Here is a 24816-nt window from a genome sequence, read left to right on the forward strand (position 1 = left end):
CTTTTATCTCATATTATTAGTTTTTGGTTCTGGATAAGTTTCTCCAAATGTGTCAACTGTTATTTTAACTATTTTTTGTTCTTCTTTAGGTCTATCTGAAAAATCTGTAGCAACTGTTGCTATTTTATCTACATTTTCTATACCTTCTATAACTTGTCCAAAGCTAGCATAAGACCCATCTAAATGTGGAGCATCTTGATGCATAATAAAAAACTGAGACCCTGCAGAGTTAGGGTGTTGTGCACGAGCCATAGATATAACCCCTCTTTTATGTTTTAAATTATTATCAAATCCATTTAAAGCAAATTCGCCGTCTATGCCATATCCCGGTCCACCCATACCATTTTTATCTGGACAACCACCTTGTATCATAAACCCTTCTATAACTCTATGAAAAATAAGTCCATCATAAAATCCTTTATTAACAAGACTAATAAAATTGTTTACTGTATTAGGAGCAAATTCTGGCATAAGCTCCACTTTTATTATATCACCATTTTCCATTTCTATCGTAACAATAGGATTTTTACTCATTTATATGTCCTCCAATTATTTTTTATTTATATATTACATTTATTTTATATGTATGTCAACATTTTGATACTTGTATTTTTTCTATTTTTTTCCTAATACGTTGTATTGCATTATCAATAGATTTTTCATCTTTTTGTAATTCTTTAGCTATTGTAGCATAGCTTTTACCTCGTAAATATAGCTTTAAAACTTGCTTTTCTAATTTACTTAATTTTTCATTTATTTGTTTTTGTAAAGTTTTCACATTTTCTTTATCTATAACTATTTCTTCTGGATTTAATGCTTTACTTTCTTCTAGCTTATCAATATATGTAATTTCAGAATCTTCTTCATAAACAAGCATATTTAAAGATAAATAAGAATTAAGCGGTAAATGTTTTTTTCTATTAGCCATTTTTATAGCCGTAATCACTTGTCTATCTATACAAATTTTAGCAAAAGTTTGAAAGCTAGCATCTGTTTTTTTATAATCTCTTATAGCTTTATAAAGCCCTATCATACCTTCTTGCATAATATCTTCTGAATCTGTGCCTATTATAAAATATGCTCTAGCCCTCATTTTAACTAAATTTTTATATTTAGTTATTAAATAATCCATTGCTATATTATCACCGTTTTTTATTTTATCTAAAAGCTCCTCATCTGTATAATTTTCATACATATTTTTTATTCCTTTTTATTTTTTTAATATAAAAAGACTCTATAAAGAGCCTTAATATAAGCAAGCCTATAAGCCGAGTTCTGTATTTGATGGTCATCTATCTAGTGCTACTGTTACCAGTAGCCTCTTGCGAACTTTTTATGAAACAGGCGAGCAACCTTATATGTTTCAATGTTCTTGCACCAAGTGGGGTTTACAGAGCCTCTTTTGTCGCCAAAAGAGCGGTAAGCTCTTACCTTACCTTTCCATCCTTACCTAAAAAATAGGCGGTTTATTTCTGTTGCACTTTCCTTAGAGTTGCCTCCACTGGACGTTATCCAGCACCCTGCTCTATGGAGCTCGGACTTTCCTCATACTAAAAGTATGCGACCATCTGGCTTACTTATATAAATTTTATCATAACTAATCGTTATTAGTCAATACATCATTTTCATCATTTTTATCACTTTCAACTTTTTTATCCAACATTTTTTCTAAAAATACTATAATTAAAACTATTACAATACCTATAAATATAAAGGATAATCTATAAATATATCCATGATATAAAGTATCAAATATACCATTTGCTGCATTTAAAGCATTTATAGTTACAAAGATTATTTGTATATAATAACTTTTTGCAAATGTATATATATAAGATAAAATAGCTGTTATAACTCCAAAAAATTTTTCTGGTATAAGTCCTCCAAAAAGTATTAGAAAAAATATACCTCCTACAACTGTTCCAAAAAACCTATGTTGTATTCTTTTTTTTATTAAATGAAAATTAGGTTGAGTTAAAGACATTACTGTCATACTTATCCACATGCCTTTTTCTATACCAAAAAATTTGGTTAAAAAAAATGCTACAGTTAATCCCAAAGTCATTTTAATATTAAATACCGTTGTTTCTTTTGATATGCTAATACTATTAAATATATCTTTTATTGTTCTTTCACTTTCTAATTTTTTATGTCTTATATAATATATAGAACTTAAAATTATTCCTGATAAAATAAAAGATAAAAATCTGCTAACTATTTGTTCTCTATTTATAGGAGAACCTTCTGCAAAAACATACATTAAAGCAAAAGGTATATATGTTTTATGACTTAAATTCACTGTTGTTAATGTCATAAAAATAAATATAGTTGCAATAATGTCATAAAAATAAATATAGTTGCAATATTAAATAATACTGCTAAATATATATTATAAAATGAAATTATATTAGAAATTCCCATTAATAAACATATACCTAAAATAATAAAAAATGCTTGTTTTCTATTAAATCCTAAGTCTATATTATAAAACATTATTACACCAGTTATTAATCCAACTCCTATAAGCTTATTTTCTTCGCCTAATATAACACTAAATACTACAATAAATGCTATTACTAAAAGTAATGTTAATAAATTTTTTATTGCTAACTTTAAAAAGTCTTTAAAATCTTTTTTCAAAAAATTATCTCCTTATCTACGATTATATCTTTTTAATATTAAAAAATAAATTTTCACATAAGTTTATATCTTCTTTATTTCCTATTGTACATATACTATTTTCATTAAATGCCTCTCGTATCATTTCAAAATAAGCTTTTATATCTTTTAAATTAGCATATAAAATTTCTTGCTTTTTTATATATATTTCTTTTTCATCTATCTGCTTAAAATATCTATTAATGGCTATTTGGTTTATTTCATAATCTTTTATAGGTCTATCTAAAATATTTATAGTACCTATTTTATACATATGTAGTTCATTATCACTAATATTTAAATTTTCTATATAGTCTACTATTTGTTTAAACTTATCATAAGTATCATTTATATTAGGGTCGCTATAAGAATTTAATGTTAAAAGCCCCGCATCTGATATAGATATATTTCCTCCATATGCTCCACCTTCTGTCCTTATTTTATACCATATATAATCACTTTCTATTATTCTTTTTAATATATCTAAATATCCTGTATATTTAAAATTTTTTCTATTTAAAAGGGCAACTTTTGTGTTATAATTAACATCTGATGGCATATAAAATGCCTCATTTTTTATCTCTGTAATGTTTTTACCAACTTCTATATTTATTGTTTTATTATTAAAAAAGTCTAAGTTTTCTATACATACAATAGCCTGATTTTGTATGTCTTTATTACACCCAACACCAAAGTATATATTATTAATATTAAAAATATTATTTTTTATATATAATAAATTTTGTATAATATCATCTATATTTTTATCTATATTTTTGCATAAATTTTTCAACCAATAATAAAAGTCTATCCCCTCTACTTTTTCTACATATAGGCTTTTTTCACATATATAACTTTTTGCTCTTTTTATAGAATATTGCTTAGGGTCTTTTAAAATATCTAGCTCACATTTATATAAAAATTCTAAAATAAACTTTTTAACTTTTTGTTTATTTTCTAAAATCGTATTTTTAAATATTTCATTTATTATAATGAATGCTTCATTTATATTTTTATTTAAAATTTTGGCAGAAAATCCAAAACTATTAAAAAATTTGTTATCTTTTAAAGATGATACACTATTAAATGTACTGCCTCCACCTATTAATATATTTATAGCTTGCTCTAATTTTTCACTTGTATAGTTTTTAGTATCTAATTTACCTAATAAATAAACATATATACTTATATATTTTCCATATTTTTCACTAAATTTAGATATATCTACAATCATATTAAAATATAATATTTCAGAATTTATATTGTTAAGTATTAATGGTCTATTTTTTACATTTAATATTTGTGTGTTTATTTTAAATATATCTTTTTCTATATCTTTTATATCAATAGGTGGTATTTTTTGTATGTCTTCTTCTTTATCTACTTCTTTTTGATATTTTATTAAATCTTCTGTATTTTTTATATATTTTTTATTATTACTTTGTTCTAATTTATTAGATGGTTTTAAAATACAATAGACAGCATTATTATTGTTTAAAATATTTTCTATTAAAAGATTTTTAAAATCTATTTTCTTTATATCTTCTATAATTTTATCAAACTTTAATACTTCAAAATCATATTTTTCATAAAGCATATTTTTAAGAAGCATTATGTTATAAAATAACCCTTTAGGTTTATATCCAAAATCTTTTTCCTTAAAGTAAAATTCATTTGTAGATATTCCACCTTCTATTAATTTTTCATCTATATTTATATTTTTTATAGTGTTTTCTAATATATTTTTAAACCTATCTAAATTATTTTCTTTAGTTCCTTCTATTAGTATGTTATATGTAGGCTCTATCATATCATCATCTACATAGCTTGTAACATCTGTGCATATGCCTTCATTAACAAGTGCTTTTTTTAATATTCCTTCTTGGTTTTCTGTTAATATATCTGCCAAAATGTCAAATACTATATTTTTTACTTCATCTGTACTAAAATTTAGCTTAAAGCTGGCTTGTATATAATTTTTATCTTCTTCTAAATCTTCATCTATATAATAAAAATCTTCAAAAATTATAGGTTTATCTAAATTTTTACTTTTTGTTATAGTATGAACATTTACTTTATCAAATTTATCTAAATATTCTTTATTTAAGTAATCTAAATAATAATCTATATCTAAATCACCATAAAAATAAATTATACTATTAGATGGTGTATAATACTTATTATATATTTTTATAAAATCATCATATGTAAGATTTGTAATATAATCTGGGTGTCCTCCAGAATCATACGCATACCCTTTATTATCAAAAAGTTTTTCTTTAACTTTAAAATCTATTATAACATCTGGTGTAGAATATACTCCCTTCATTTCATTATATACTACACCATTTATTTCTTTTCCATTATAATGCCAACCTTCTTGCAAAAATATACCCTTTTTTTCTTTTATCAAAGGGAAAAATACTGCATCTAAATAAACATCTAATAGTTTAAAATAGTCTTTATCATTTGGGCTTGCTATCGGATATAGCGTTTTATCTGCAAATGTTATAGCATTTAAATATGTATTTATAGTACATTTGTCTAATTGGTTAAAAGGTTCCTTTAACGGATATTTTTTTGAACCACATAATACACAATGTTCTAAAATATGAAATACTCCTGTATTATCTTTTGGTAAAGTTCTAAAGGATATAGAAAATACCTTATTTTTATCATCATTTTTTATATATACAATTTTAGCTCCTGTTTTTATATGTTCATATAAAAATGCTTGCCCTATATTATCTATATTTTCATTTTTTAATAAATTATATGTCATTTTTTTCTCCTATTTTTAAAGCTACCGATTAATCGGTAGCTTATTAGTTTAAATTAAATAATAAAATATTATGTATAATTTTAAAAATTATTTGTTTATCTTGTTTTTTACTTCATTATATTTTTTCATAGCTTCTGTATCAAATCCATTAGTGTTAATACTATTTATCATATTTTTAGCTTCTGTTTTTTTACCTTGTTTATATAAATTTAGTGCTATATCTATTTTTTGATAATTATCATCTATAGCTTTTTTGTTTTCATAAATTTGTAATTTATTTTTTATTTCTTGGTTTTCTTGTTGTACTTTTTTTAGCTCTTCATCTTTTTTCAAAATAAAATTTTTTGTTTCTTCTTTAATTGTATTTATTGTATTGTTTAGTTGTTCTATTTCATCTGTTTTTTTAGACTTATAATCTGGTATAAATAAAAAGTACATACATAAAGCACATAATAAAACACCAAAAACAAAAGAAAAAATTATCACTAAGTTTTTATTATTATATTTTATTTTGCTATATTCTTCATCTTCATCAACAGTCTTTATCATACCATTATGTGTATATTCTTCTGATAAAATCTCTTTTTTATTTTTCTTTTTGTTTTTTCTAGCCTCTATTTCTTCTATATATTTAAGTGCAATTTCATTTTTTGTATCTAATAATAAAACTTTGTTTAAAACTTTTAACGCTTTTTTATATTTTTTTTGAACTATGTAGCAAAATGATAATAAATTCATAGCATCTATAAATTTAGGATTTATATCTAATGCTTTTTTTAATCTTATAACAGCTAAATCATCATCTCTATTTTTTAAATATTTTATAGCTTGGTTATATAGCCTGACTGCATCATCTAACTTTTCAAATTTTCTTATATTTTGGTTAAAAATATTAAGATAATAAAATGCTCTATTATCTTTATTTGGATTAATATTAGTGCTTAAAATCCATTGTTTAATAGCATCTCCTAGCCTGCCTGTATGATAGTATAATAAACCTAATAAATTTATAACTTCTGTATTATTTTTATTAAAGCATAAGCTTTTTTCTAATAAAAATATAGCGTTAGAAAAATCTTTTTTATGTGCTTTTTCTAAAGCTTCATTATAAAGTCTTACAGAAATATTAAAAATCTTATTTAGCACATAGGCATTTTCATTACATCTAGGACATATATGGTCATTTTGTATTATTAATCCACATATAGGACACTTCATTTTAAGCTAACCCCTATCTTTATCATTTATTATTTCTTTAATAATATCTATTATATCATACATTTCATCATTAATAACAGAGTCTTCTATATTATCTATTTCAATAATAGGTTTAAATTTCAAAAGTTCTTCTTCAAAATTAATCATAAAAAAACCCCTTTTATATTAAATAGTATTATTATAATTTTAACACTAAAATATAATAATATCAAGAGGTTGTAGACAAAGTCTACAACCTTTAAAAAAAATAACAAGATTTTTTTAAGACCCTTGTATGAAAAAAAGATAATTTTCTTCGCACAAGGGCTAAATCTCCTAAAAATCTAACTTTTTACATAATCTAAGTCTTTTCCCCATCTTGTGATTAGAATTTTTATACAAAGAATAAAAATAAAAAAATTAATCAAAAATATTTTGTTTTCAGTCTAATCAACTATTAAGTTGTTTTTTCAGAAATATTTTTTTCAAAATTTTTATTTAATTTTTTAATTGTTATTATAAATAAAATACCTGTTGTAACTGCCGATATAAAATCTGATATAGGCTCTGCTAAAAATATTGCAAAAACTTTACTATCTAAGCTAACATCACTATTTAAACTAATAGTAATACCATTTGGTATAATAGCTGGTAAAATATATATAAGTGGTATTAATAATATAATTTTTCTAAGAAGTGCTAAAAATAAAGATACTTTAGCCTGACCTAAAGCAACAAATGTTTGTTGACAAGCAAACTGTAAACCTATTATAAATACAGAAAAAATGTATACTTGCAAGCTTAAACTAGCATATCCCATCATATTTTCATCACCTTTTGCAAATATACCTACAAAAAGTTGAGGGTTAAAAACGCATAATACCCACATTATACTTGTAAATATTACAGATATTATAATAGTTAATTTATATGTCTTTTTAACTCTATCCATATGCCCTGCGCCATAGTTAAAACTTATGATAGGTTGTGCACCTTGCCCTATACCTGTTGCTATCAAGCTTACACATTGCATAATTGTTGCTATAATTGTCATACTACCTACAGCTATATCTCCACCATATCTTTTTAATGACGAGTTAAAAGCAATATTTAAAAGACTTTCTGTACTTTGCATAATAAAAGGAGATATACCTAAAGCTATTATAGGAAACATTATAGATTTTTTAAGCTTAAAATATTTTTTTCTAATTTTTATTTTTGTAGCTTTAGATTTTGTTAAAAATCTTAAAACCCATATAGCTGATATTGCTTGAGAGCTAACTGTTGCAAGCGCTGCCCCCATAACACCTAAATTAAATATTCTTATTAATATAAAATCTAAAACTATGTTAAGCCCTGCACCTATCAATACTGTTTTCATAGCGGTATTAACAAACCCTTGTGCGTTTATAAATGGATTTAAACCAAGTGTTATTTGTACAAATATAGTTCCTATAACATAAATATTTGCATATTGTCTAGCATATGGCAAAGTTTGTTCGCTAGCTCCAAACATTATTAATAGTTTTGAATTAAATATTAAAAAAAATAAAGTAAGTATAGCAGATATCATAATAAGGCTTATAAAACAATTAGATAATATATGTTCTGCTTCTTCATAATCATTTTTACCCATTTTTATAGCCGCTCGTGGAGCTCCACCCATACCTATTAAACAGGCAAAAGCCGAAATTAAAATTATTATAGGAAATGTAACACCAACCCCTGTTAATGCTAACGTCCCTACATTAGGTATTTTTGTTATAAACATTCTATCTACTATGTTATACAATAAATTTACTATTTGTGCTATAACAGAAGGTATAATCATTTTTATTAAAAGTTTACCTATGCTTTCCGTGGCTAAATGATTATTTTTACTGTTTTCTTCCATCTTATCTGTACTTTCCATTTTATTTCTCCTTAGCTTTTTCTAAAAAATCTATTGCTTGTTTATAACTTTCTATTTTTAAAATTATTTTATCTTCAGTATCTTCATATTTATCATCTATATCTACAACCATAGCTACATCACAGCCTGCACTATATCCAGCCCAAATACCATTTCTAGAATCTTCAAAAACTAAAGCCTCTTTTGGATTAACATTTAATCTCTTGCAAGCTTCTAAATAAATATCTGGCGAAGGTTTACCATTTTCTATCATATCTCCACAAACTATTTCATCAAAATATTTATACAAATCTACTTCTTTTAAATATTTTATAGCTATATCTTTTATAGTAGATGTTGCAAGCGAAATTTTTATATTATTATCTTTTATATATTTTAAAAATTCTTCTATTCCTTCTTTAACTGGTACACCATTTTTTGATATATATTCATCTTTTATAGCTTCTCGTCTTTCTCTTATTTTATAAAAATCTAAATCTTTGCCAAATATCTCTTCAAAAATATTTTTTATTACTGGTATAGTGCCTCCTCTCATTTTTGATAAATGCTTATTTTCTATACATATGCCAAACTCATTTCCTGCTGTTTGCCAGCATTTCATCAAAAGTTTTTCAGTATCTAATATAACCCCGTCCATATCAAATATAATAGCTTTATACATATTTGCCTCCTAATTATTGTTCATTACCTTTTTTATAAAAATATTGTAGCTTTTTCATAGCTTTAAAATGTATACTATCCTTTGTAAAATTATTATTTTTATTTTTTTTACCTGCTTTTTGTCCCATTAATATATATATACCTTCATCTATATTTTTTATAGGATATATATGAAATTTACCATTTTTAACAGCCTCTATCACTTCATCTTTTAAGCATAATTCTTTTACATTTTGTACTGGTATTAATACACCTTGCTCACCTGTTAGCCCTCTTCTATTACATATATCAAAAAAGCCTTCTATTTTTTCATTAACTCCACCTATTGGTTGTATCTCTCCCATTTGGTTTACACTTCCAGTAACTGCGATACTTTGTTTAATAGGCATATCAGAAAGGCTAGATATAATAGAATAAAGTTCTGTGCTAGATGCACTATCCCCGTCTACACCATTATAATTTTGCTCAAAACATATTCTACAAGACAAAGTTAATGGAAAGTTACTTGCATAAGTTTTTCCAAGATATCCACATATTACTTGCATACCTTTATTGTGTATACTTCCGCTTAGCTCTGCTTCTTTTTCTATATTTACAATACCTGCTTTTCCAACATAAGTTGTTGCAGTTATTTTGGTAGGCTTTCCAAAGCTATAGCTACCATAGTCTAAAACGGCTAATCCATTTATCTGTCCTATTTCTTCACCTTCTGTATTTATCATAATGTCATTTTCTATTATCATATCTTCGTATTTTTTCTCATAAAGATTTATAAAATCTATTTTTTTATCTATAGCTTTTTTAATATATTTTTTACAAACTACATTGGCATTATCCATTTTAGCCCATTGATTAGCTTCTATTAAAATTTCCATTATATTATTAAATTTTGTAGTAAATTTATCTTTTCTCCCAGATAATCTTATGATATATTCAATTAAAGATTTTATAGCTGTTTTTTCAAAGTTTAAACTATTTTGTTCTTTTTCAAAGTTTTTTACAAATTTTATTATTTCAATAATATTTTCTTCATTATTGTCCATTTCATAATCAAATATAGAATGTATTTTAAAAAGTTTTAAAAAATCTTCTTCATATTCAGATAGTACATCATAATAATAACTAGACCCTATAAGTATTATTTTTAAATTTATTGGGGTAGGCTCTGGTTTTATGGTAGTAATAGCTATTCCGCCTAACTGATATTCTTTTAAAGGCTCTATGCAAACTTGTTCTGTTTTTAAAGCTCTTACAATAGTTTCTAAAGAATATGTATTTTTTAAAATATCATCTATATGTAATATTAAATATCCTCCATTAGCTTTATGAAATATACCTCCTTTTATTTTCATATAGTCTGTTGTAAAATTTCCCATTTCGCTTTCAAACTCTACTTCACCTACTAAATTTGTATAGCTAGGGTTATAGCTTACAACAACTGGTGCTCCTTTAAGATTACTATTATCAACTATAAGATTTACTTTATATTTAGCAAAAAGCTCTTCGTCATTTTTTTTATTAAAAAGTGGTAATAAAGGCATATTTTCATCTTCTTCTATGTCTTCTTCTAAAAAAATATCTATATTATCTATTATGTCTTCTTTTAACTCTTTTAAATATTGTGTAACATTTTTATTATCTTTATATTTATATTGTACTGGATTTATATAGTAACCTACGGTAAATAAACTTAAATTATATTCCATATTTTCTATATGTTTTTTAGTAGTTTTTTCTATGTCTTTTATAAGTTTCATTGTTTTTTTTGAATCTTCTTGCAATTCATCTGATTTTTTATTTATAATATTTTTTGTTTCTTCTTCTAGGTCTTCATATTCTTCTTCAGATATGGTTACTCCGTCTATAATAGGCATAAAATATATACCTGTGTTAGAATTTTTTATACCAAAGTCCTTTTCTTTAGCTAATTCTGTAATTTTTTTTATAATATCTTCTCTTTTTAAATTATAATCTTTAATAATTTTATTTTTTTCATCTTCATATTCTTTAGACGAAAATGCTTTTGGCACTTCTACACTTAAAGTATATATTAAATCATCTATATCTTGTTTAAATTCTTTGCCAAGCCCTGCTTTTAAAAATAATGCTTTAGGGCATTTAGGATTTTGAAAGTTATAAACATATACTAAATCATCTGGAGTTTTTTGGTTAATAGCATATTTTTCTGCATATTTTTTAGAAAATGTAGTTTTACCAGCACCAATAGGACCACTAACATATATATTATACCCTTTATTTTTTATATTAAGCCCAAATTCTAAAGTTTCTATTGCTTTTTTTTGTCCTATAATATTATTATCTGGTTGTATATTTTCATATTTTTCTATTAGTTTTATATCACATATACCTTTAAGCTCTTTATAATTAAGTTCTTTAACCATAAATTAATACCTCCAGTTTTATTTTTATATTTATAAATGTTTCCACATAACAATAGCATCTTCTCTGTTATCATCATAATATTCTTTTCTTATACCTTCCATAACAAATCCATTTTTTTTATATATAGATTGTGCTATTTTATTGCTTACTCTAACTTCAAGTGTTATACCTATCATTTCTTTTTCCTTGGCTATATCTATAAGAGAATTTATTATTTTATCTCCTACACCTTTTCCTCTATGTTCCTTTTTTACGGCCACATTTGTGATATGTCCTTCGTTTATAACGTGCCACATACCGCCATATCCTATTATTTCATTATCTTTTTGTGCTACTATATAAATAGCCATTTTATTTTTAGTAAGATCGTCATAAAAAGATTTTTCACTCCAAGGTATAGAAAAGCAATCTTCCTCTATTTTATGTACATCTTTTATATGTTCTGTTGTCATTTTTAAAATATGTATCATTATTTGTTTTCCCTTTCTTCTAGCTCTCTTTGTGCTTGTGGTTTTCTAAGGTATTCTATCTCTAAATTATTATAATCTACATATTTATTCTCTTTTTCATATAAAATAGCAAGGCTTACTAAAGAGCTTGCTCTTTGCATATTTAAAGATATAGGAGCAAAACTATCTTCTTCAAAATATTCTTTTATAATATTTTTATAAGCTATAGCTCCATCTCCTAAAAATACTGGTTCTATATTATTATCTACTATATATTGTAAAAGTTCTCTTATAGTTGTTGCTTCTTCTTTTAAAATAGGCTCTAATAAACCTTTATTGTTTTCATATATAGCAGTAAAAACTCTCTCTGCCTTAGCATCTATAATAGGTACAATAAATCTATTAGTATCTAATATATTATAAGCCATAGCTTCTAATGTTGATATAGGGATAATCTTTTTATCAAGTGTATGTGCCATAGCTTTTATAGTAGCGGCTCCTATCCTAAGACCTGTAAAAGACCCCGGTCCTCTTGAAAAAGCAAAATAGTCTATATCACTTATGTCCATATCTAACATTTTTAAAAGATTATCTATTATAGGCATAATCGTTACAGAATGGTTTTGTTTATAATTTAAATTTATTTCACCTAATATTTTTTCATCATTTCCAATAGCAACTGATGCTACTATCCCGCTTGTATCAATAGCTAGTATATTCATTTTTAATCACCTCTATTATTCTATAATCTTCTCCTTTTTCAAGATTTTTAGATATTTTTATCCATATAGCATTTCTAGGTATAATATCTTTTATAAGCTCTGCCCATTCAACAAGACAAACTCCTTTTCCAAAAAAATATTCTTCATACCCTATGTCGTATAATTCTTCAATATCGTTTATTCTATACACATCAAAATGATAAAATGGTAACCTTCCTTGACTATATTCATTTACAATAGTAAATGTAGGGCTTGTAATATCCTCATCTATTAAAAGCCCTTTAGAAAATCCTTTACTAAATTGTGTTTTACCAGTGCCTAAATCACCACAAAGGCAATATATATCACCTTGTTTAGCTTCTTTAGCCATATTATATGCTATGTTTTTTGTTTCTTTTTCAGAAAAAACTTCTATTTTCATAATAAACCAACCTAATATATAAATTATTAAAAATTAACTTAATATATGTTTTATTATAAAAAATATATCAAGTCATTTTATATAATATTTTACCATATTTTTAATAGTTTAACAATATTTGTCCAAAAATAATGATACTCTACGCCAGTATATTTTTCTTTCTACCATTTCAGAAACAGTATGGCCTGCGTTATTTACAATCATTAATTCTTTTTCACAATTAGCCGATTTATATAAATCAAAAACCATATGTGTAGGAACAAAATTGTCTATTGCTCCGTGTATAAAAAATATAGGTAGTTTGTTTTTCTTTATTTGGTTTATAGCCGAAGCCTTTTTTAAAGAATATCCATTTTTTATTTTACATAAAATATTTATTATATACATAAAAGGTAAAACAGGAACTTTTTTAGAGTTTTTTAGCTGATGTTTGAAAATATCATAAGCCGAAGTAAAAGCACAATCTGATATAATACATTTTACATTTTTAGGTAGCTTTTCTCCAGAAGCCATAAGTATACTGCTAGCTCCCATAGAAACTCCATATAATACTATTTTAGCATTTTTATCTATTTTTATAATTTCTTTTATCCAATTAATAACATCTAATCTATCGTGCCAACCCATACCAACATAATTGCCACCGCTAATACCATGTCCTCTTAAATCTGGTACTAAAACATTATATCCTTTTTTATGAAATCTTCTAGCTACATAATACATAAGTCTTCCGTTAGCACCGTATCCGTGTAAAACAATAACCCATTTGTTTCCACTATTAATAAACCATTCAGCAAATAATGTTGTCTTTTTAAAACTCTTTATCTTTAATCCTTTAACTAATGTATTTTGTAACCATTTTTCTATTTTATCTTTTTCTTCTTCAAAATCATCTAAAACAATTTTTGTTTCCTTTTTTATATCTAATAACTTCATCATAGCAACTTTATTAGTTCGTGATAAGCATATGTTATATAAATATGCTACTGCAAAATACATTTCTCTAAAAAATAATACTATAGCTATACATAAAAAATATATTAAACCTTTATGTTTTATTTTTTTCAAAATAACCACCTCGTTTTTTTATTATATATCTAATATTTCTTTATTTTAATTATTTTATAAATTTATTATTATCCAAAATAGCATAATTAAATCTTTTTTAAATACTAATATACAATAAAAACTAATAATTTTTTAGTTATCTTTTATTTTTCTTATTTTACCTCCTATATTTTTAATTTTTTCTTCTATATTGTAATATCCTCTTTCTATATGATATATATCACTTATTTCTGTCATACCTTCTGCACATAACCCTGCTATAATAAGTGCAGCCCCTGCTCTTAAATCTGTTGCTTTTACTTTAGAGCCTGTTATTTTATCTACACCATTTATTATTGCACTATTACCTTCTACTTTAATATTAGCCCCCATAAGCCCTAGCTCAGAAACGTGCATAAATCTATTTTCAAAAATTGTTTCATTTATAATACTTGTACCTTTATTAATACACATAAAACTCATAAATTGTGGTTGCATATCTGTTGGAAACCCTGGATACGGCATAGTTTTTATATCTACATTTTTAAATATATTTTTACCAAAAACTTTTATTTTATTATCTTTTTCTTCTATTTCCACATTTATTTCTTTTAGCTTAGATGTTACTGCTTTTAAGTGTTCACAATTAATGTCTAAAATATTAATTTCTCCTCTTGTTGCTGCTCCTAACACTAAAAATGTACCAGCTTCTATTCTATCTGGTATTATTGTGTGGGTACAATTATTAAGGTTATCTACTCCTTTTATTTTTATAGTTTCTGTTCCTCCACCCTCTATTTCTGCACCCATCTTATTTAAAAAATCTATTAAATCTACAATCTCTGGTTCTGTTGCACAATTAGATATTGTAGTTTCTCCCTTTGCCAATACACTTGCCATTATTATATTTTCTGTTGCACCAACACTAGGAAAATCTAAATATATTTCTGTACCAATAAGACCTTTTTTTGCCTCTATTTCTATTATACCATGCTCCTGTGTAATATCTGCTCCTAAAGCTTTAAACCCTTTTAAATGTAAATCAATAGGTCTAACGCCTATAGCACAACCTCCAGGCATTTGTATAGATACTTTACCAAATCTAGCAAGTAAAGGTCCTGCTAACAAAAAAGAAGCTCTAATCTTTTTTACAAGCTCATAACAAATATCTTTATTAAATATATTGCTTGTATCTATATCTAAGCTTTTATTTTTTATATCTTTTTTTAAACCTATACCCAAATCTTCTAATAAGCTACACATTACATTTACATCTGATAAAAAAGGAACTCTTTTTATAGTTATTTTTCCATTTGATAGTATAGATGCTGCTAATATAGGTAAACAAGAATTTTTAGCTCCTTCTATATATACATCCCCTTTTATGTTTAAACTTTGTTCTACTAAAAATTTTTCCATTATGTCCTCCTCTTAAGTATAAAATATATATGTTTATATTTCCCTTTTTAAAAAATAAAAAACATAAATTTAATTAAAATATTATTTCAAATAATAATTATAAAAAATAAACAATAATTATAAATTTTTATTATTTTTTTTATTAAAAGTATTAGTTATTTTATATAATAATATTACATTTAATATAAATATATAAAATTATTATTATTATTTTATATATTATTTTTTGAATTTATCAAGAATAAATTATTGATTTTTATAAAATAATATATTATAATATTTGTAAAGTATTTCTGGGATGTACGTTTACCCTTTATTTTGAACCTACATTTCTTATACGGGATTCCTACATCTAAAAGAATAATGCCAGGCCTCAAGCTAATTCCCTTTGGGCAGAGGAAGGCAAAGTTCTTTTATGCGGAAACCCACCTAGCCTAGCTAGGTGTCAAAAGAGGGCACCGGCATTCTGGTTAAAAAGGCTATTTATAGCCTTTTTTATTGTTTTAAATACTCTTAAAATTAAATAATATTAAAAATTTTTATATTTTTTATCTTTTTATTTTATTTTTCTATTATAATTTTAATAAAATCCAAAATAAATCTATATTTCACATTAATTTAACGATATTAACGAGGTGAAAAAATGAATAAAGAACTTTTTGAAGAATATCCTATACCTAAAGCAATATCTAAATTAGCCTTACCTACTATGTTGGGTATGCTTATAAATATCATTTATAATATGGCAGATACTTTTTTTGTGGCTCAAACAAAAGACCAAAATCAAGTTGCTGCCGTTACTTTGTGTTTACCTATATCTATGCTACTTATGTCTTTAGGTAATATTTTTGCAATAGGTGGTGGTTCCTACGTATCTAGACTATTAGGTGAAAAAGATATAAAAAAATCAAAACTGTTACTTCATTTAGTTGTTATGCCTCTATATTTATTGGTTTACTATGTACATTTAGTATTATATTTTTTATAAATCCACTATTAATATTATTAGGTACTAGCGAAAATACATACAACTTTGTTAAATCTTATTTAATAATTTTAGCAATAGGCTCTCCTTTTATATGTTTACAAACAGCTTTTAGTGGTATAGTTAGGGCAGAAGGTGCATCTAAAGAATCTATGATAGGTATGATGATAGGTACGATTTTAAACATTATATTAGACCCTATTATGATTTTAAATATGGATATGGGAGTAACTGGTGCTGCTTTAGCTACTATTATAGGTAATATAGCTAGTTGTATATACTATTTTTACTATTTCTTATTTAAAAAGACTTGTCTATCTATTAATATAAAAGATTTTAAATTTAATTTAAATATAATAAAAAATGTATTTTCAATTGGCATTCCTGTATCTATAAATACTATATTAATAAGTGCTGCTAATATCTTATTAAACAATTTTGGAGCATCATATAGTGATACTGTTGTTTCTGCTCTTGGTATATCTGGTAGAGTTAATACAATAGCAATTATGCTTTTATTAGGTTTAGCTCAAGGTTTCTCAACCTTTTATAGGTTATAATTTTGCCTCAAAAAATTATAAAAGAATGACTGACGCTATAAAATTTGCTATGATATGGTCTATAATTATTGGTACTACTATATTTTTAGTAACATTTATATTTGCAGAACCTATAGTAAAGATATTTTTAAGTAACCCACCAGAAGTTGTAGATTATGGTTCATATTTTATAAAAGCTAGTATGTTTCCTTGCACAATACTTGGTATACAATTTATACTTATGTCTACATTTCAAGCTTTGGGTAAAGGTGGTGCTGCTCTTACCGTTTCTCTTTGTAGGCAAGGGTTTGCATTTGTACCTGCCATAATAATAGGTAATATGTTTTTTGGCTTAAATGGTGTTGTTTGGGCACAGCCTTTTGCTGATATATTTTCTGTTTTTGTAGCTTGTACATTATATATCTTTTTATCAAAAAAAATAAACTTAAAAAATTAAATATAAATTTAAATATAAATTTAAAAGTCTTTAAAGAATATATTAACTCTTTAAAGACTTTTATTTAATATAAAAACACTATTTTATATATATACCAACACCTTTTGATAAATATTTTTCTTTAGTTGCCAATCCACCTCTTATATGTCTTTCAGACTTATTAAGATCTAAAACCTTTTTAGCTTTATTAGCAAGGTTTGGATTTATAGCTAACAATCGTTCTGTAACATCTTTATGTACAGTACTTTTACTAATACCAAATTTTTTAGCCGTTTCTCTAACAGTTGCATTTTTATTTATAATAAAATTAGCCACATCAACGGCTCTTTGCTCAATATAAGGTTTCAAAAAAGAACTCCTCCTAAAAACTAACCTGTTTAATTATATGAAGGAGCTATTTTTTTATTACATTTATTTAAATTAATTAAAAATATTTTTACTTTTTATACTTACTTAAAATTTTACAGATATATTTTTAAGTTTATTTTTATTACATTCAACACAAATAATATTATCTTTAATTTCTGCTTTTTTAATATATTTTTCATTTAAATTAACTTCTTCTGCTAATTTTATACTTTTATTAAATACTAAATTTGTATTATTTATTTTTTCATTTGGATTATACATTCTTACTATAACTTTATCTTCTTTTTCTGCTTTTTTAACAATACTTAATACTAAGTCTTTATTATCTGCTTCAAACAAGCTAAAACTATAAGGTGTATTAATTTCAGGTTGATTTAATTTCATAGCATTATATGGCATTTTATTGTACGTTACTAAAGGTGTTAAATATTCTTTAGCAAATGCAGGTATTTTAGCTTCAAATGTACCGCCTTTATGTGTTGTAATTGCAAAATTTATTTTTATATTGCCTATCATTTGAGAATCTGGTGTAGGCAATTTTATACCAGATGGTCTACCAGGACGTCTTACTAATTCTTCTTTACCTAAAAATCCAACACTTCTAAATAATGTTATTGCTATTGTGTCATATTTATCCCCCACTATTTCAAATTCTCTTGTACTATTTGTAAAAATAGCTATGCCACTGTTTTCATTACAAACTCCAACAAATGTAAGCATAGGATAAATAGCATCTGGTCTTTCACTCCAGTTTTCCTTTTCCCATACATTTATAGCATCATCTACTACATCTCTTTTTATATATCCAAACTGATTATCTGATATAGAAAATTTAGCTGCTATATTAGTTGGTATATAAACTCTTGTTCTTTGGTCTTTTGCATTATTTGTTATATCAAATTTTACATCAATTAAAGGTTTATCATTAGGTATATCTACTACTATATCAAAATTTATATAGCTATTTAAATCACCCTTTTTCCTACTTTCTATATCACTAGGAACATCTAGCTTATAACTTATTTTTATTGTATTATTAAATCTATTTTTTGTTATTTCTGATTTTGCTTTAACATTTTTATTAAAAATAAGTTTTTCATTAGCCAGTGGTGAAAAATCATATTCATCTCCTGCATCTGCTCCATTTTCTATAAGTAATACGTTATCAAATATTTTATCTAATTTTTTATCATATATTTTTAATGTACCATTTTTATTTACTGTTATGTTATAAAAATCATTATCTACTTCTGTATATTGTTCATATTGATTTTCGTTCATATTTTCACTTTGTTCTATAAAATAACACTTATATCCCATAGCCGGTATTTCATCTAAAAACTCTAATGTATATTCCATAAATGGTTCATAATCACCATAATGTACTATTTGTCTGTCAATAATACCTGCATCTATTTCCTCTTTATATATAACGTCAAAATCTAAATATTTATTGTTTTCATCATAAAGCATAAATTTTTTCATTTTTGTTATAACAGTAGCTCTTACTTTTTCTTTTCTTTTATATGGCAATAAATTAAATACTACTAATTTATCAAGAGTTATATCTAAGCCCATAGCATCTGTTATTTTTCTTTTATAAAAATCTATTAATCTATCTGTTTTTTCTTCAGCCAATATAAATCTATTTAAAATTTCATAATGAACCTTATCAGAACAACAACAACCAATACTATCATGTGCATGATTTTTCATTATTTCTTTCCATATAAGCTCTATAAGACCGTGATGATATTCAACCCCTAAGCTATAAGCAAGTGTTGCAAGTGGCTCTAAAATGTTAGTTATTTTAGATTCTATCCTAGCATTTAGGGCTTTTATATCCATTCTTGTAGAAAAAATACTTCTATGCACTCTCATATATTTGCCATCTAAAAATTCTCTACTTATTGTGTCTAAATTTTCATTTTTTTCAAGTTCGTTAAATATATTTTCATACCTACTTAAGAAAAATTCTTTATCTGGATAACATTTTTTAAGCTTTTCTATAACTTCAAATATATTTTTTTGTATAGGCATTTGGTCGTGCCCATTAGGCAATATTAAATTTTTTGTAGTTGCCCCTTTTTCAAGAACAGGAAAATATTTATCCATTCTAGCTTTAAGATGTTCTTCTTCTAATGGCAAATATTTACCTATTGCATATCCTAAAGGTAAAATCTGTGCTAACACTTTAGACCCATCATCTGATTGCCAATAAAATTCTGTTTTATTAGTTCCTTTTCTTTCAGAACAACCACGCCAAAACATAGTATATTTTATATCAAACCCATTTAATATTTGAGGTAATTGTGATGTTTGCCCAAAAGAATCTGGCAAATAACCTATTTTCATATAATCACCAAACTCTTCACAATCTTTTATACCATATAATAAATTTCTTACAATAGACTCTCCACCTACTACCATTTCATCTGTTTGTGTATACCAAGGTCCTATTATTAATTTACCTTTTTGAACAAGTTTTTTTATCCTCTCTTTATTTTCAGGCTTAACAGCAAAATAATCTTCTAAAATTGCCGTTTGACCGTCTAATACATAAAAAGGATAATCATCATTATTCTCTAGCATATGTAAAATTTCTTCCATATTATTTATAAGTAAAATTCTAGACTCTTCTGTAGAAAAATACCATTCTCTATCCCAATGCATATGTGGAACTATGTGTACTTTTTTCATAAATTATCCCCCTTTTTATTGTGTAATTTTTTTCATTTTTTGTTTTCTAGTTATTATTAATAATATCGCTGATATTATTGCACCTATTACTGCTGAAAAAAACCATATAGAAGCTTCTAATAAAGTAGACATATTACTTTCTAAAAGTGCTAAAGAAAATATACCAGCACCTGGAACTTGAAGCCCAATGTTAAAATATGCAACAATAGCTCCTGTAACGGCAGACCCTGTAACTAACGATGGTATAACTCTTATAGGGTCTTCTATCATAAAAGGTATTGCACCTTCTGTTATACCTGCAAGACCTAATATCCACGTTTGTTTACCAATTTCTTTTTCAGAATCAGTAAATATTTTTTTATTAAAAAGAGTTGCAAATGTAATACCAAAAGCAGAAACCATTTTTACAGATGCAAAAACTGCATAAGGAACAAAATTACCACTTGCAATAGAGCCAATAGCAAATGTATAAGCCGCTTTATTTATAGGTCCTCCCAAGTCAAAAGAAACCATAGCTCCAATAATAGCTCCTAAAATTATTGCATTAACACCTGTTAACCCATTTAACCAGTCTATTAAAGAATTATTTAAAAATGCAATAGGTTTTCCTATTAAAAATAACATTATACATCCTACTATAAGTGAGCCAAAAACAGGATAAACCCAAAAACTAACAAATCCTGCAAGAGTACCTTTTGCTGGTATATATTTTTTTAATAGCCTAATTGTATAACCTGCTACTAAACCGCCAACCATACCTCCAAGGAAACCGCTTCCTATTAAATCTGCGGCTATACCAGCTGCAAATCCAGGTCCAAGCCCAGGTTTTTCTGCTAAAGAATATGACATATAAGCTACAAGTACTGGTGTCATTAATGTGCCTAACATACCACCAGATAGCTTTCTAAGTTGCCAAAGCCAAGAACCTTCTTGGTTATATAACTCTTGTAGCCCAAAAGCTTGAGATATTAAAACTGCCGCTGCAAGTATCATCCCACCTGCTACTATTATAGGTATTATATAGGATGCACCTGTAAGTATTGCCGATTTTATGTCTTTTTTAAAAGATGATTTATTTGTTTCTTCTATATTTGTTGTTTCTATATATTCTCCTTTACCTTGTTTTTCTGCTATTTCTAAGACTTCTTTTATAAGCTCTTCGCCTCTTTTTAAAGGTTGTGCAACTGCTGTTTTAAGGCTAGGAAGATGATTAAATCTTTCTGTATTTTTTGGTGCTACATCTGTTGCATATATTATTGCATCTGCTTTTTTTATTAAATCTGGAGTATGTTGGTCTTCTATTCCATTTGCACCTTGCTTTTCTACATAAACATCTACTCCTAATTTTTTTCCTGCTTTTACAAGAGCATCTGCCGCCATATAAGTATGTGCAATACCAGCAGGGCAAGCTGTTATAGCAAGTATTGTTTTATTTAGCTTTTGTATATTTTCTACAACTTCTTCTTTTTTATCTTCATCTATTTTTTCATATAATTCTTTTGGAGTTTTGGATTTTAATAAATTATTTTTATAGTTTTCATTAGATAGCCTTGTTACAAGCTCTGATAAAACTCTAAGATGTGTATCACCTGCTTCACTTTCTGGTATAGCAAGTAAAAATATTAAATTTACACAATTATTTGGGTCTAGACTTTCCCAATCATCAATAGCTCCATCAACTGTCATAACAGCAAAAGATGCTTCTTTTACTGCATTGGATTTGCCGTGAGGTATTGCCAGTCCACCTTCAAACCCTGTTGGTGAAAGAGTTTCTCTGTGTAATACTGCCTTTAGATATTCTTCTTTAGAATGTAATTTTCCGCTTTCATCTAGCTTATTAACCAAAAATTCTATAGCTTCTTTTTTAGTTTTAATTTTTTGGTTAATAAATACAAGATTTTCATTTGTAATATCACTTAACCTCATAACTATTTCCTCCTAAAATAATATTTTTTATATTTATATTGTTATATTATTACAAAAAATATTATTTGTAATAAAAAAAAATGTTTTTATTATATATATACAACAATAAAAACATTTTAAGATTATTTGTGTATTTTTACACAATTAATATAACCTTTTCTAATATAGCTCTTAATATGATAAGAAAAGAAATATTGTTCTGTATTTCATAATTATTTAAACTTATGATTTGTGAATAACAATATAAATTTATATCTGACATAGTTTGTAAAGTATTTTTACCAATATTAGTTAATGATATTATGTTACATTCTTTTTGCTTTGCAATTTGTGCAATTTCTATTAACTCTTGTGTTTCTCCGCTTTGACTTATAAGAAAAATAGTTGCATTTTTATTTAATTCGTGTATCTTATATATTAATTCATGTCTTTGATTAAAAAATAATACACTATTTAATACTATTTTTAACTCTTTGTAAAAAATTTCTGCTATTAAAATATTTTGACCTTTACCATATATAATTATTTCTTTAGATTTTTTTAATAAATATGCTGTTTTTTCAATTATATCTTTATCTATTAGGTTTATTGTGTTAAAAATACTATCTTCTAGACTATTATTTTTTGTTCTTATATATCTTTTGTCTATTTCTTCTTTTAATAATATTTTCATTTCAGAAAAACCAGTATAATTTAACTTTTTACAAAATCGCATAATACTATTGGGTGCTAAATATAATTTTGATGCAAGCTCTTTTACCGTCAATTTACAAACTTCATTTTTATTTTTTAATATATAGTCCACAATTATATTTTCTGTGTTATTAAGTTTATTTTTGTATTTTTGTATTCTATCTTCAAATACCATAATAACTCCTCAAAAGTTAGCTTGTTAATTTTTTATAAATTATAACAAATTGTTTAAAAATAAGCAACTTTCATTTTTTATATTATAATCTTAAAGTCTTATATTTTAATACAACTATATATAAATCAAATACTTTTTACTATTTTTCTAATATTTATATTTTTATTAATAATAAAACTAGCCATCTCAACCCCACTTTTTATAAAGTATAATATATTTATTATATAAAAATTTTAAATTATCCCTTTTTCTTTAGAATATTCTCTTATTTCTTCATCTGTCTTTACTCTATCATATTTACTTTTAATTTTTTTAAGTTTTATATCTTCTAAAATATTATTAATAAAATCTTTAAAATCATTATTTTCACAAACTAATCTATCTATTGTATCCCAATCTAGATTAACTTTTTCTTTAGCTGGTAAAATTATTTCACTTTCATAAATATTTTCAGGGTTTAACTCAATTATACCTATACCAAAAGCATTATTTAATCTTCTAAGCTCATCAATAAGACATTCTTCTTTACTCATCTTTAATACTACTAAATATCCTTCATTAGCCCAACTCGAATTTGATACTGCTTGAAAATAATATTCTCTTAAATTACTAAAATTTAAATCTATTTTTAATTCAAATGAGTATAATTTATATGTATTCTGTTTAAAATCCGACTGTATTTTTAATGTAGCATCATCATAATCTTCAAAAGGAAAATATACCCCTACAATATCTGGATGTAACCATTTATTATAACCTTTTTTATCTTTTTTAGATTTTTCATGATATATAGTTTTTGTATAACATTTAAAATGTTCATCTAAATTTACAAATGTAGATAATAATAAATGTAACTCTCTTTCATTAAATTTATTTTTTTCATTACTTTCTATGTCTATATCACAATTAATATTTTTATCAATTTTTTTATCTTTTAAAAAATATAATCCTCTATCAACCTTTATAAATTTACTATTTTCATTTTTTTTAATATCACTAACTAATTGTGCTGATAAAGTTTTTTCTGGGGTTAAACCATTGCTTCCAACCTTATCAAATAGTCCTTCTTTTTTAGATTTTTCTAATATTTCAATAGTGGTTAAAGGCTTATCAGATTTTTCTAAAATATCTGTTGCTAAATTTAAAAACGTATATTTTTTCAAAAAATCACCTCTAATAATAGTATTTTATAACATTATAATCATAAAAATAATACTAAACATAAATAAAATATATTTATATTTTAAACTATTAATTTTTAATACTATAACTAAAGATTATAAATATATTTTTTTATTATTA

At 25.0% G+C, this 24816-nt stretch carries 22 protein-coding genes, 2 other RNA genes and 1 pseudogene; 4 read left to right on the forward strand and 21 right to left on the reverse strand.

What is annotated here, in order from left to right; genetic code table 11:
- Nucleotides 1-3: 3 nt before the first annotated feature.
- From NBW53_RS07870 to murA, 16 genes are all read right to left on the reverse strand, one after another.
- Complete coding sequence (locus NBW53_RS07870) at nt 4-534, reverse strand: peptidylprolyl isomerase (protein WP_250277727.1); 531 nt, start codon at nt 532-534, stop codon at nt 4-6.
- A 55-nt stretch (nt 535-589) separates the two neighbouring features.
- Nucleotides 590-1195 (reverse strand): RNA polymerase sporulation sigma factor SigH, encoded by a 606-nt coding sequence (gene sigH, locus NBW53_RS07875; protein WP_250277728.1) that lies wholly within the window; start codon nt 1193-1195, stop codon nt 590-592.
- 53 nt (nt 1196-1248) lie between these two features.
- Nucleotides 1249-1580, reverse strand: an RNA gene (rnpB, locus tag NBW53_RS07880) — RNase P RNA component class A.
- A 17-nt stretch (nt 1581-1597) separates the two neighbouring features.
- A complete protein-coding gene (locus NBW53_RS07885) occupies nt 1598-2314 on the reverse strand; it encodes an FUSC family protein (protein ID WP_250277729.1) in 717 nt (238 codons plus the stop codon).
- Nucleotides 2311-2640: a hypothetical protein gene (locus NBW53_RS07890; protein WP_250277730.1), complete on the reverse strand. Its 330-nt coding sequence runs from the start codon at nt 2638-2640 to the stop codon at nt 2311-2313. The genes NBW53_RS07885 and NBW53_RS07890 overlap by 4 nt, the downstream gene beginning before the upstream one ends.
- Nucleotides 2641-2662: 22 nt before the next feature.
- The gene (locus NBW53_RS07895; RefSeq protein WP_250277731.1) at nt 2663-5440 is read right to left on the reverse strand and encodes an insulinase family protein; all 2778 of its coding nucleotides are present in this window, start codon (nt 5438-5440) and stop codon (nt 2663-2665) included.
- Nucleotides 5441-5527: 87 nt separating this feature from the next.
- On the reverse strand, nt 5528-6658 hold the full coding sequence (locus tag NBW53_RS07900) for a tetratricopeptide repeat protein (protein WP_250277732.1): 1131 nt from the start codon (nt 6656-6658) through the stop codon (nt 5528-5530).
- Nucleotides 6659-6664: 6 nt separating this feature from the next.
- On the reverse strand, nt 6665-6805 hold the full coding sequence (locus tag NBW53_RS07905) for a hypothetical protein (protein WP_250277733.1): 141 nt from the start codon (nt 6803-6805) through the stop codon (nt 6665-6667).
- Nucleotides 6806-7094: 289 nt separating this feature from the next.
- On the reverse strand, nt 7095-8531 hold the full coding sequence (locus NBW53_RS07910) for an MATE family efflux transporter (RefSeq protein ID WP_334302900.1): 1437 nt from the start codon (nt 8529-8531) through the stop codon (nt 7095-7097).
- 19 nt (nt 8532-8550) lie between these two features.
- Nucleotides 8551-9210 (reverse strand): HAD family hydrolase, encoded by a 660-nt coding sequence (locus NBW53_RS07915; RefSeq protein WP_250277735.1) that lies wholly within the window; start codon nt 9208-9210, stop codon nt 8551-8553.
- A 13-nt stretch (nt 9211-9223) separates the two neighbouring features.
- Entirely contained in the window at nt 9224-11611 is a 2388-nt protein-coding gene (locus tag NBW53_RS07920) for a Lon protease family protein (protein WP_250277736.1), read from the reverse strand.
- Between the two features lie 30 nt (nt 11612-11641).
- The gene (gene rimI, locus NBW53_RS07925; RefSeq protein WP_250277737.1) at nt 11642-12082 is read right to left on the reverse strand and encodes a ribosomal protein S18-alanine N-acetyltransferase; all 441 of its coding nucleotides are present in this window, start codon (nt 12080-12082) and stop codon (nt 11642-11644) included.
- Nucleotides 12082-12783, reverse strand: coding sequence for a tRNA (adenosine(37)-N6)-threonylcarbamoyltransferase complex dimerization subunit type 1 TsaB (gene tsaB / locus NBW53_RS07930; protein ID WP_250277738.1), 702 nt, complete (start codon nt 12781-12783; stop codon nt 12082-12084). Before tsaB ends, rimI begins: the two co-directional genes overlap by 1 nt.
- Nucleotides 12764-13204: a tRNA (adenosine(37)-N6)-threonylcarbamoyltransferase complex ATPase subunit type 1 TsaE gene (tsaE, locus tag NBW53_RS07935; RefSeq protein WP_250277739.1), complete on the reverse strand. Its 441-nt coding sequence runs from the start codon at nt 13202-13204 to the stop codon at nt 12764-12766. Before tsaE ends, tsaB begins: the two co-directional genes overlap by 20 nt.
- A 108-nt stretch (nt 13205-13312) precedes the next feature.
- On the reverse strand, nt 13313-14272 hold the full coding sequence (locus NBW53_RS07940) for an alpha/beta hydrolase (RefSeq protein WP_250277740.1): 960 nt from the start codon (nt 14270-14272) through the stop codon (nt 13313-13315).
- 132 nt (nt 14273-14404) lie between these two features.
- A complete protein-coding gene (gene murA / locus NBW53_RS07945; RefSeq protein ID WP_250277741.1) occupies nt 14405-15670 on the reverse strand; it encodes a UDP-N-acetylglucosamine 1-carboxyvinyltransferase in 1266 nt (421 codons plus the stop codon).
- A 287-nt stretch (nt 15671-15957) separates the two neighbouring features.
- Between murA and ssrS the strand changes: the two genes are divergently transcribed.
- The 4 genes and pseudogenes from ssrS (at nt 15958) to NBW53_RS07960 (ending at nt 17651) form a co-directional block, all read left to right on the forward strand.
- Nucleotides 15958-16147, forward strand: a non-coding RNA gene (ssrS, locus tag NBW53_RS07950) — 6S RNA.
- Nucleotides 16148-16412: 265 nt separating this feature from the next.
- Nucleotides 16413-16798 (forward strand): annotated as a pseudogene (locus tag NBW53_RS10210) (MATE family efflux transporter); the annotation flags it as partial.
- Nucleotides 16799-16858: 60 nt separating this feature from the next.
- The gene (locus NBW53_RS10215; protein ID WP_456300777.1) at nt 16859-17215 is read left to right on the forward strand and encodes a hypothetical protein; all 357 of its coding nucleotides are present in this window, start codon (nt 16859-16861) and stop codon (nt 17213-17215) included.
- A 25-nt stretch (nt 17216-17240) separates the two neighbouring features.
- Entirely contained in the window at nt 17241-17651 is a 411-nt protein-coding gene (locus NBW53_RS07960; RefSeq protein WP_250277742.1) for an MATE family efflux transporter, read from the forward strand.
- Nucleotides 17652-17729: 78 nt separating this feature from the next.
- Here NBW53_RS07960 and spoIIID read toward each other — a convergent pair whose 3' ends face one another.
- The 5 genes from spoIIID to NBW53_RS07985 form a co-directional block, all read right to left on the reverse strand.
- Complete coding sequence (spoIIID, locus tag NBW53_RS07965; protein WP_250277743.1) at nt 17730-17999, reverse strand: sporulation transcriptional regulator SpoIIID; 270 nt, start codon at nt 17997-17999, stop codon at nt 17730-17732.
- Between the two features lie 105 nt (nt 18000-18104).
- On the reverse strand, nt 18105-20720 hold the full coding sequence (gene mngB, locus NBW53_RS07970) for a mannosylglycerate hydrolase (protein ID WP_250277744.1): 2616 nt from the start codon (nt 20718-20720) through the stop codon (nt 18105-18107).
- A 15-nt stretch (nt 20721-20735) separates the two neighbouring features.
- A complete protein-coding gene (mngA, locus tag NBW53_RS07975) occupies nt 20736-22646 on the reverse strand; it encodes a PTS 2-O-a-mannosyl-D-glycerate transporter subunit IIABC (RefSeq protein WP_250277745.1) in 1911 nt (636 codons plus the stop codon).
- 136 nt (nt 22647-22782) lie between these two features.
- Nucleotides 22783-23514: a MurR/RpiR family transcriptional regulator gene (locus NBW53_RS07980; RefSeq protein WP_250277746.1), complete on the reverse strand. Its 732-nt coding sequence runs from the start codon at nt 23512-23514 to the stop codon at nt 22783-22785.
- 233 nt (nt 23515-23747) lie between these two features.
- Entirely contained in the window at nt 23748-24677 is a 930-nt protein-coding gene (locus tag NBW53_RS07985; RefSeq protein ID WP_250277747.1) for an HTH domain-containing protein, read from the reverse strand.
- Nucleotides 24678-24816 lie beyond the last annotated feature (139 nt).

Origin of the sequence: [Clostridium] colinum (assembly GCF_940677205.1) — a bacterium.
Taxonomy (GTDB): Bacteria; Bacillota; Clostridia; order Lachnospirales; family CAG-274; genus Tyzzerella; species Tyzzerella colina.

Coding starts and splice junctions, on each gene's coding strand:
- NBW53_RS07870 (WP_250277727.1), bottom strand. CDS start 534: ATGAGTAAAAATCCTATTGTTACGATAGAAATGGAAAATGGTGATATA.
- sigH (WP_250277728.1), bottom strand. CDS start 1,195: ATGTATGAAAATTATACAGATGAGGAGCTTTTAGATAAAATAAAAAAC.
- NBW53_RS07885 (WP_250277729.1), bottom strand. CDS start 2,314: ATGACATTAACAACAGTGAATTTAAGTCATAAAACATATATACCTTTT.
- NBW53_RS07895 (WP_250277731.1), bottom strand. CDS start 5,440: ATGACATATAATTTATTAAAAAATGAAAATATAGATAATATAGGGCAA.
- NBW53_RS07900 (WP_250277732.1), bottom strand. CDS start 6,658: ATGAAGTGTCCTATATGTGGATTAATAATACAAAATGACCATATATGT.
- NBW53_RS07905 (WP_250277733.1), bottom strand. CDS start 6,805: ATGATTAATTTTGAAGAAGAACTTTTGAAATTTAAACCTATTATTGAA.
- NBW53_RS07910 (WP_334302900.1), bottom strand. CDS start 8,531: ATGGAAGAAAACAGTAAAAATAATCATTTAGCCACGGAAAGCATAGGT.
- NBW53_RS07915 (WP_250277735.1), bottom strand. CDS start 9,210: ATGTATAAAGCTATTATATTTGATATGGACGGGGTTATATTAGATACT.
- NBW53_RS07920 (WP_250277736.1), bottom strand. CDS start 11,611: ATGGTTAAAGAACTTAATTATAAAGAGCTTAAAGGTATATGTGATATA.
- rimI (WP_250277737.1), bottom strand. CDS start 12,082: ATGATACATATTTTAAAAATGACAACAGAACATATAAAAGATGTACAT.
- tsaB (WP_250277738.1), bottom strand. CDS start 12,783: ATGAATATACTAGCTATTGATACAAGCGGGATAGTAGCATCAGTTGCT.
- tsaE (WP_250277739.1), bottom strand. CDS start 13,204: ATGAAAATAGAAGTTTTTTCTGAAAAAGAAACAAAAAACATAGCATAT.
- murA (WP_250277741.1), bottom strand. CDS start 15,670: ATGGAAAAATTTTTAGTAGAACAAAGTTTAAACATAAAAGGGGATGTA.
- NBW53_RS10215 (WP_456300777.1), top strand. CDS start 16,859: ATGATTTTAAATATGGATATGGGAGTAACTGGTGCTGCTTTAGCTACT.
- NBW53_RS07960 (WP_250277742.1), top strand. CDS start 17,241: ATGACTGACGCTATAAAATTTGCTATGATATGGTCTATAATTATTGGT.
- mngB (WP_250277744.1), bottom strand. CDS start 20,720: ATGAAAAAAGTACACATAGTTCCACATATGCATTGGGATAGAGAATGG.
- mngA (WP_250277745.1), bottom strand. CDS start 22,646: ATGAGGTTAAGTGATATTACAAATGAAAATCTTGTATTTATTAACCAA.
- NBW53_RS07980 (WP_250277746.1), bottom strand. CDS start 23,514: ATGGTATTTGAAGATAGAATACAAAAATACAAAAATAAACTTAATAAC.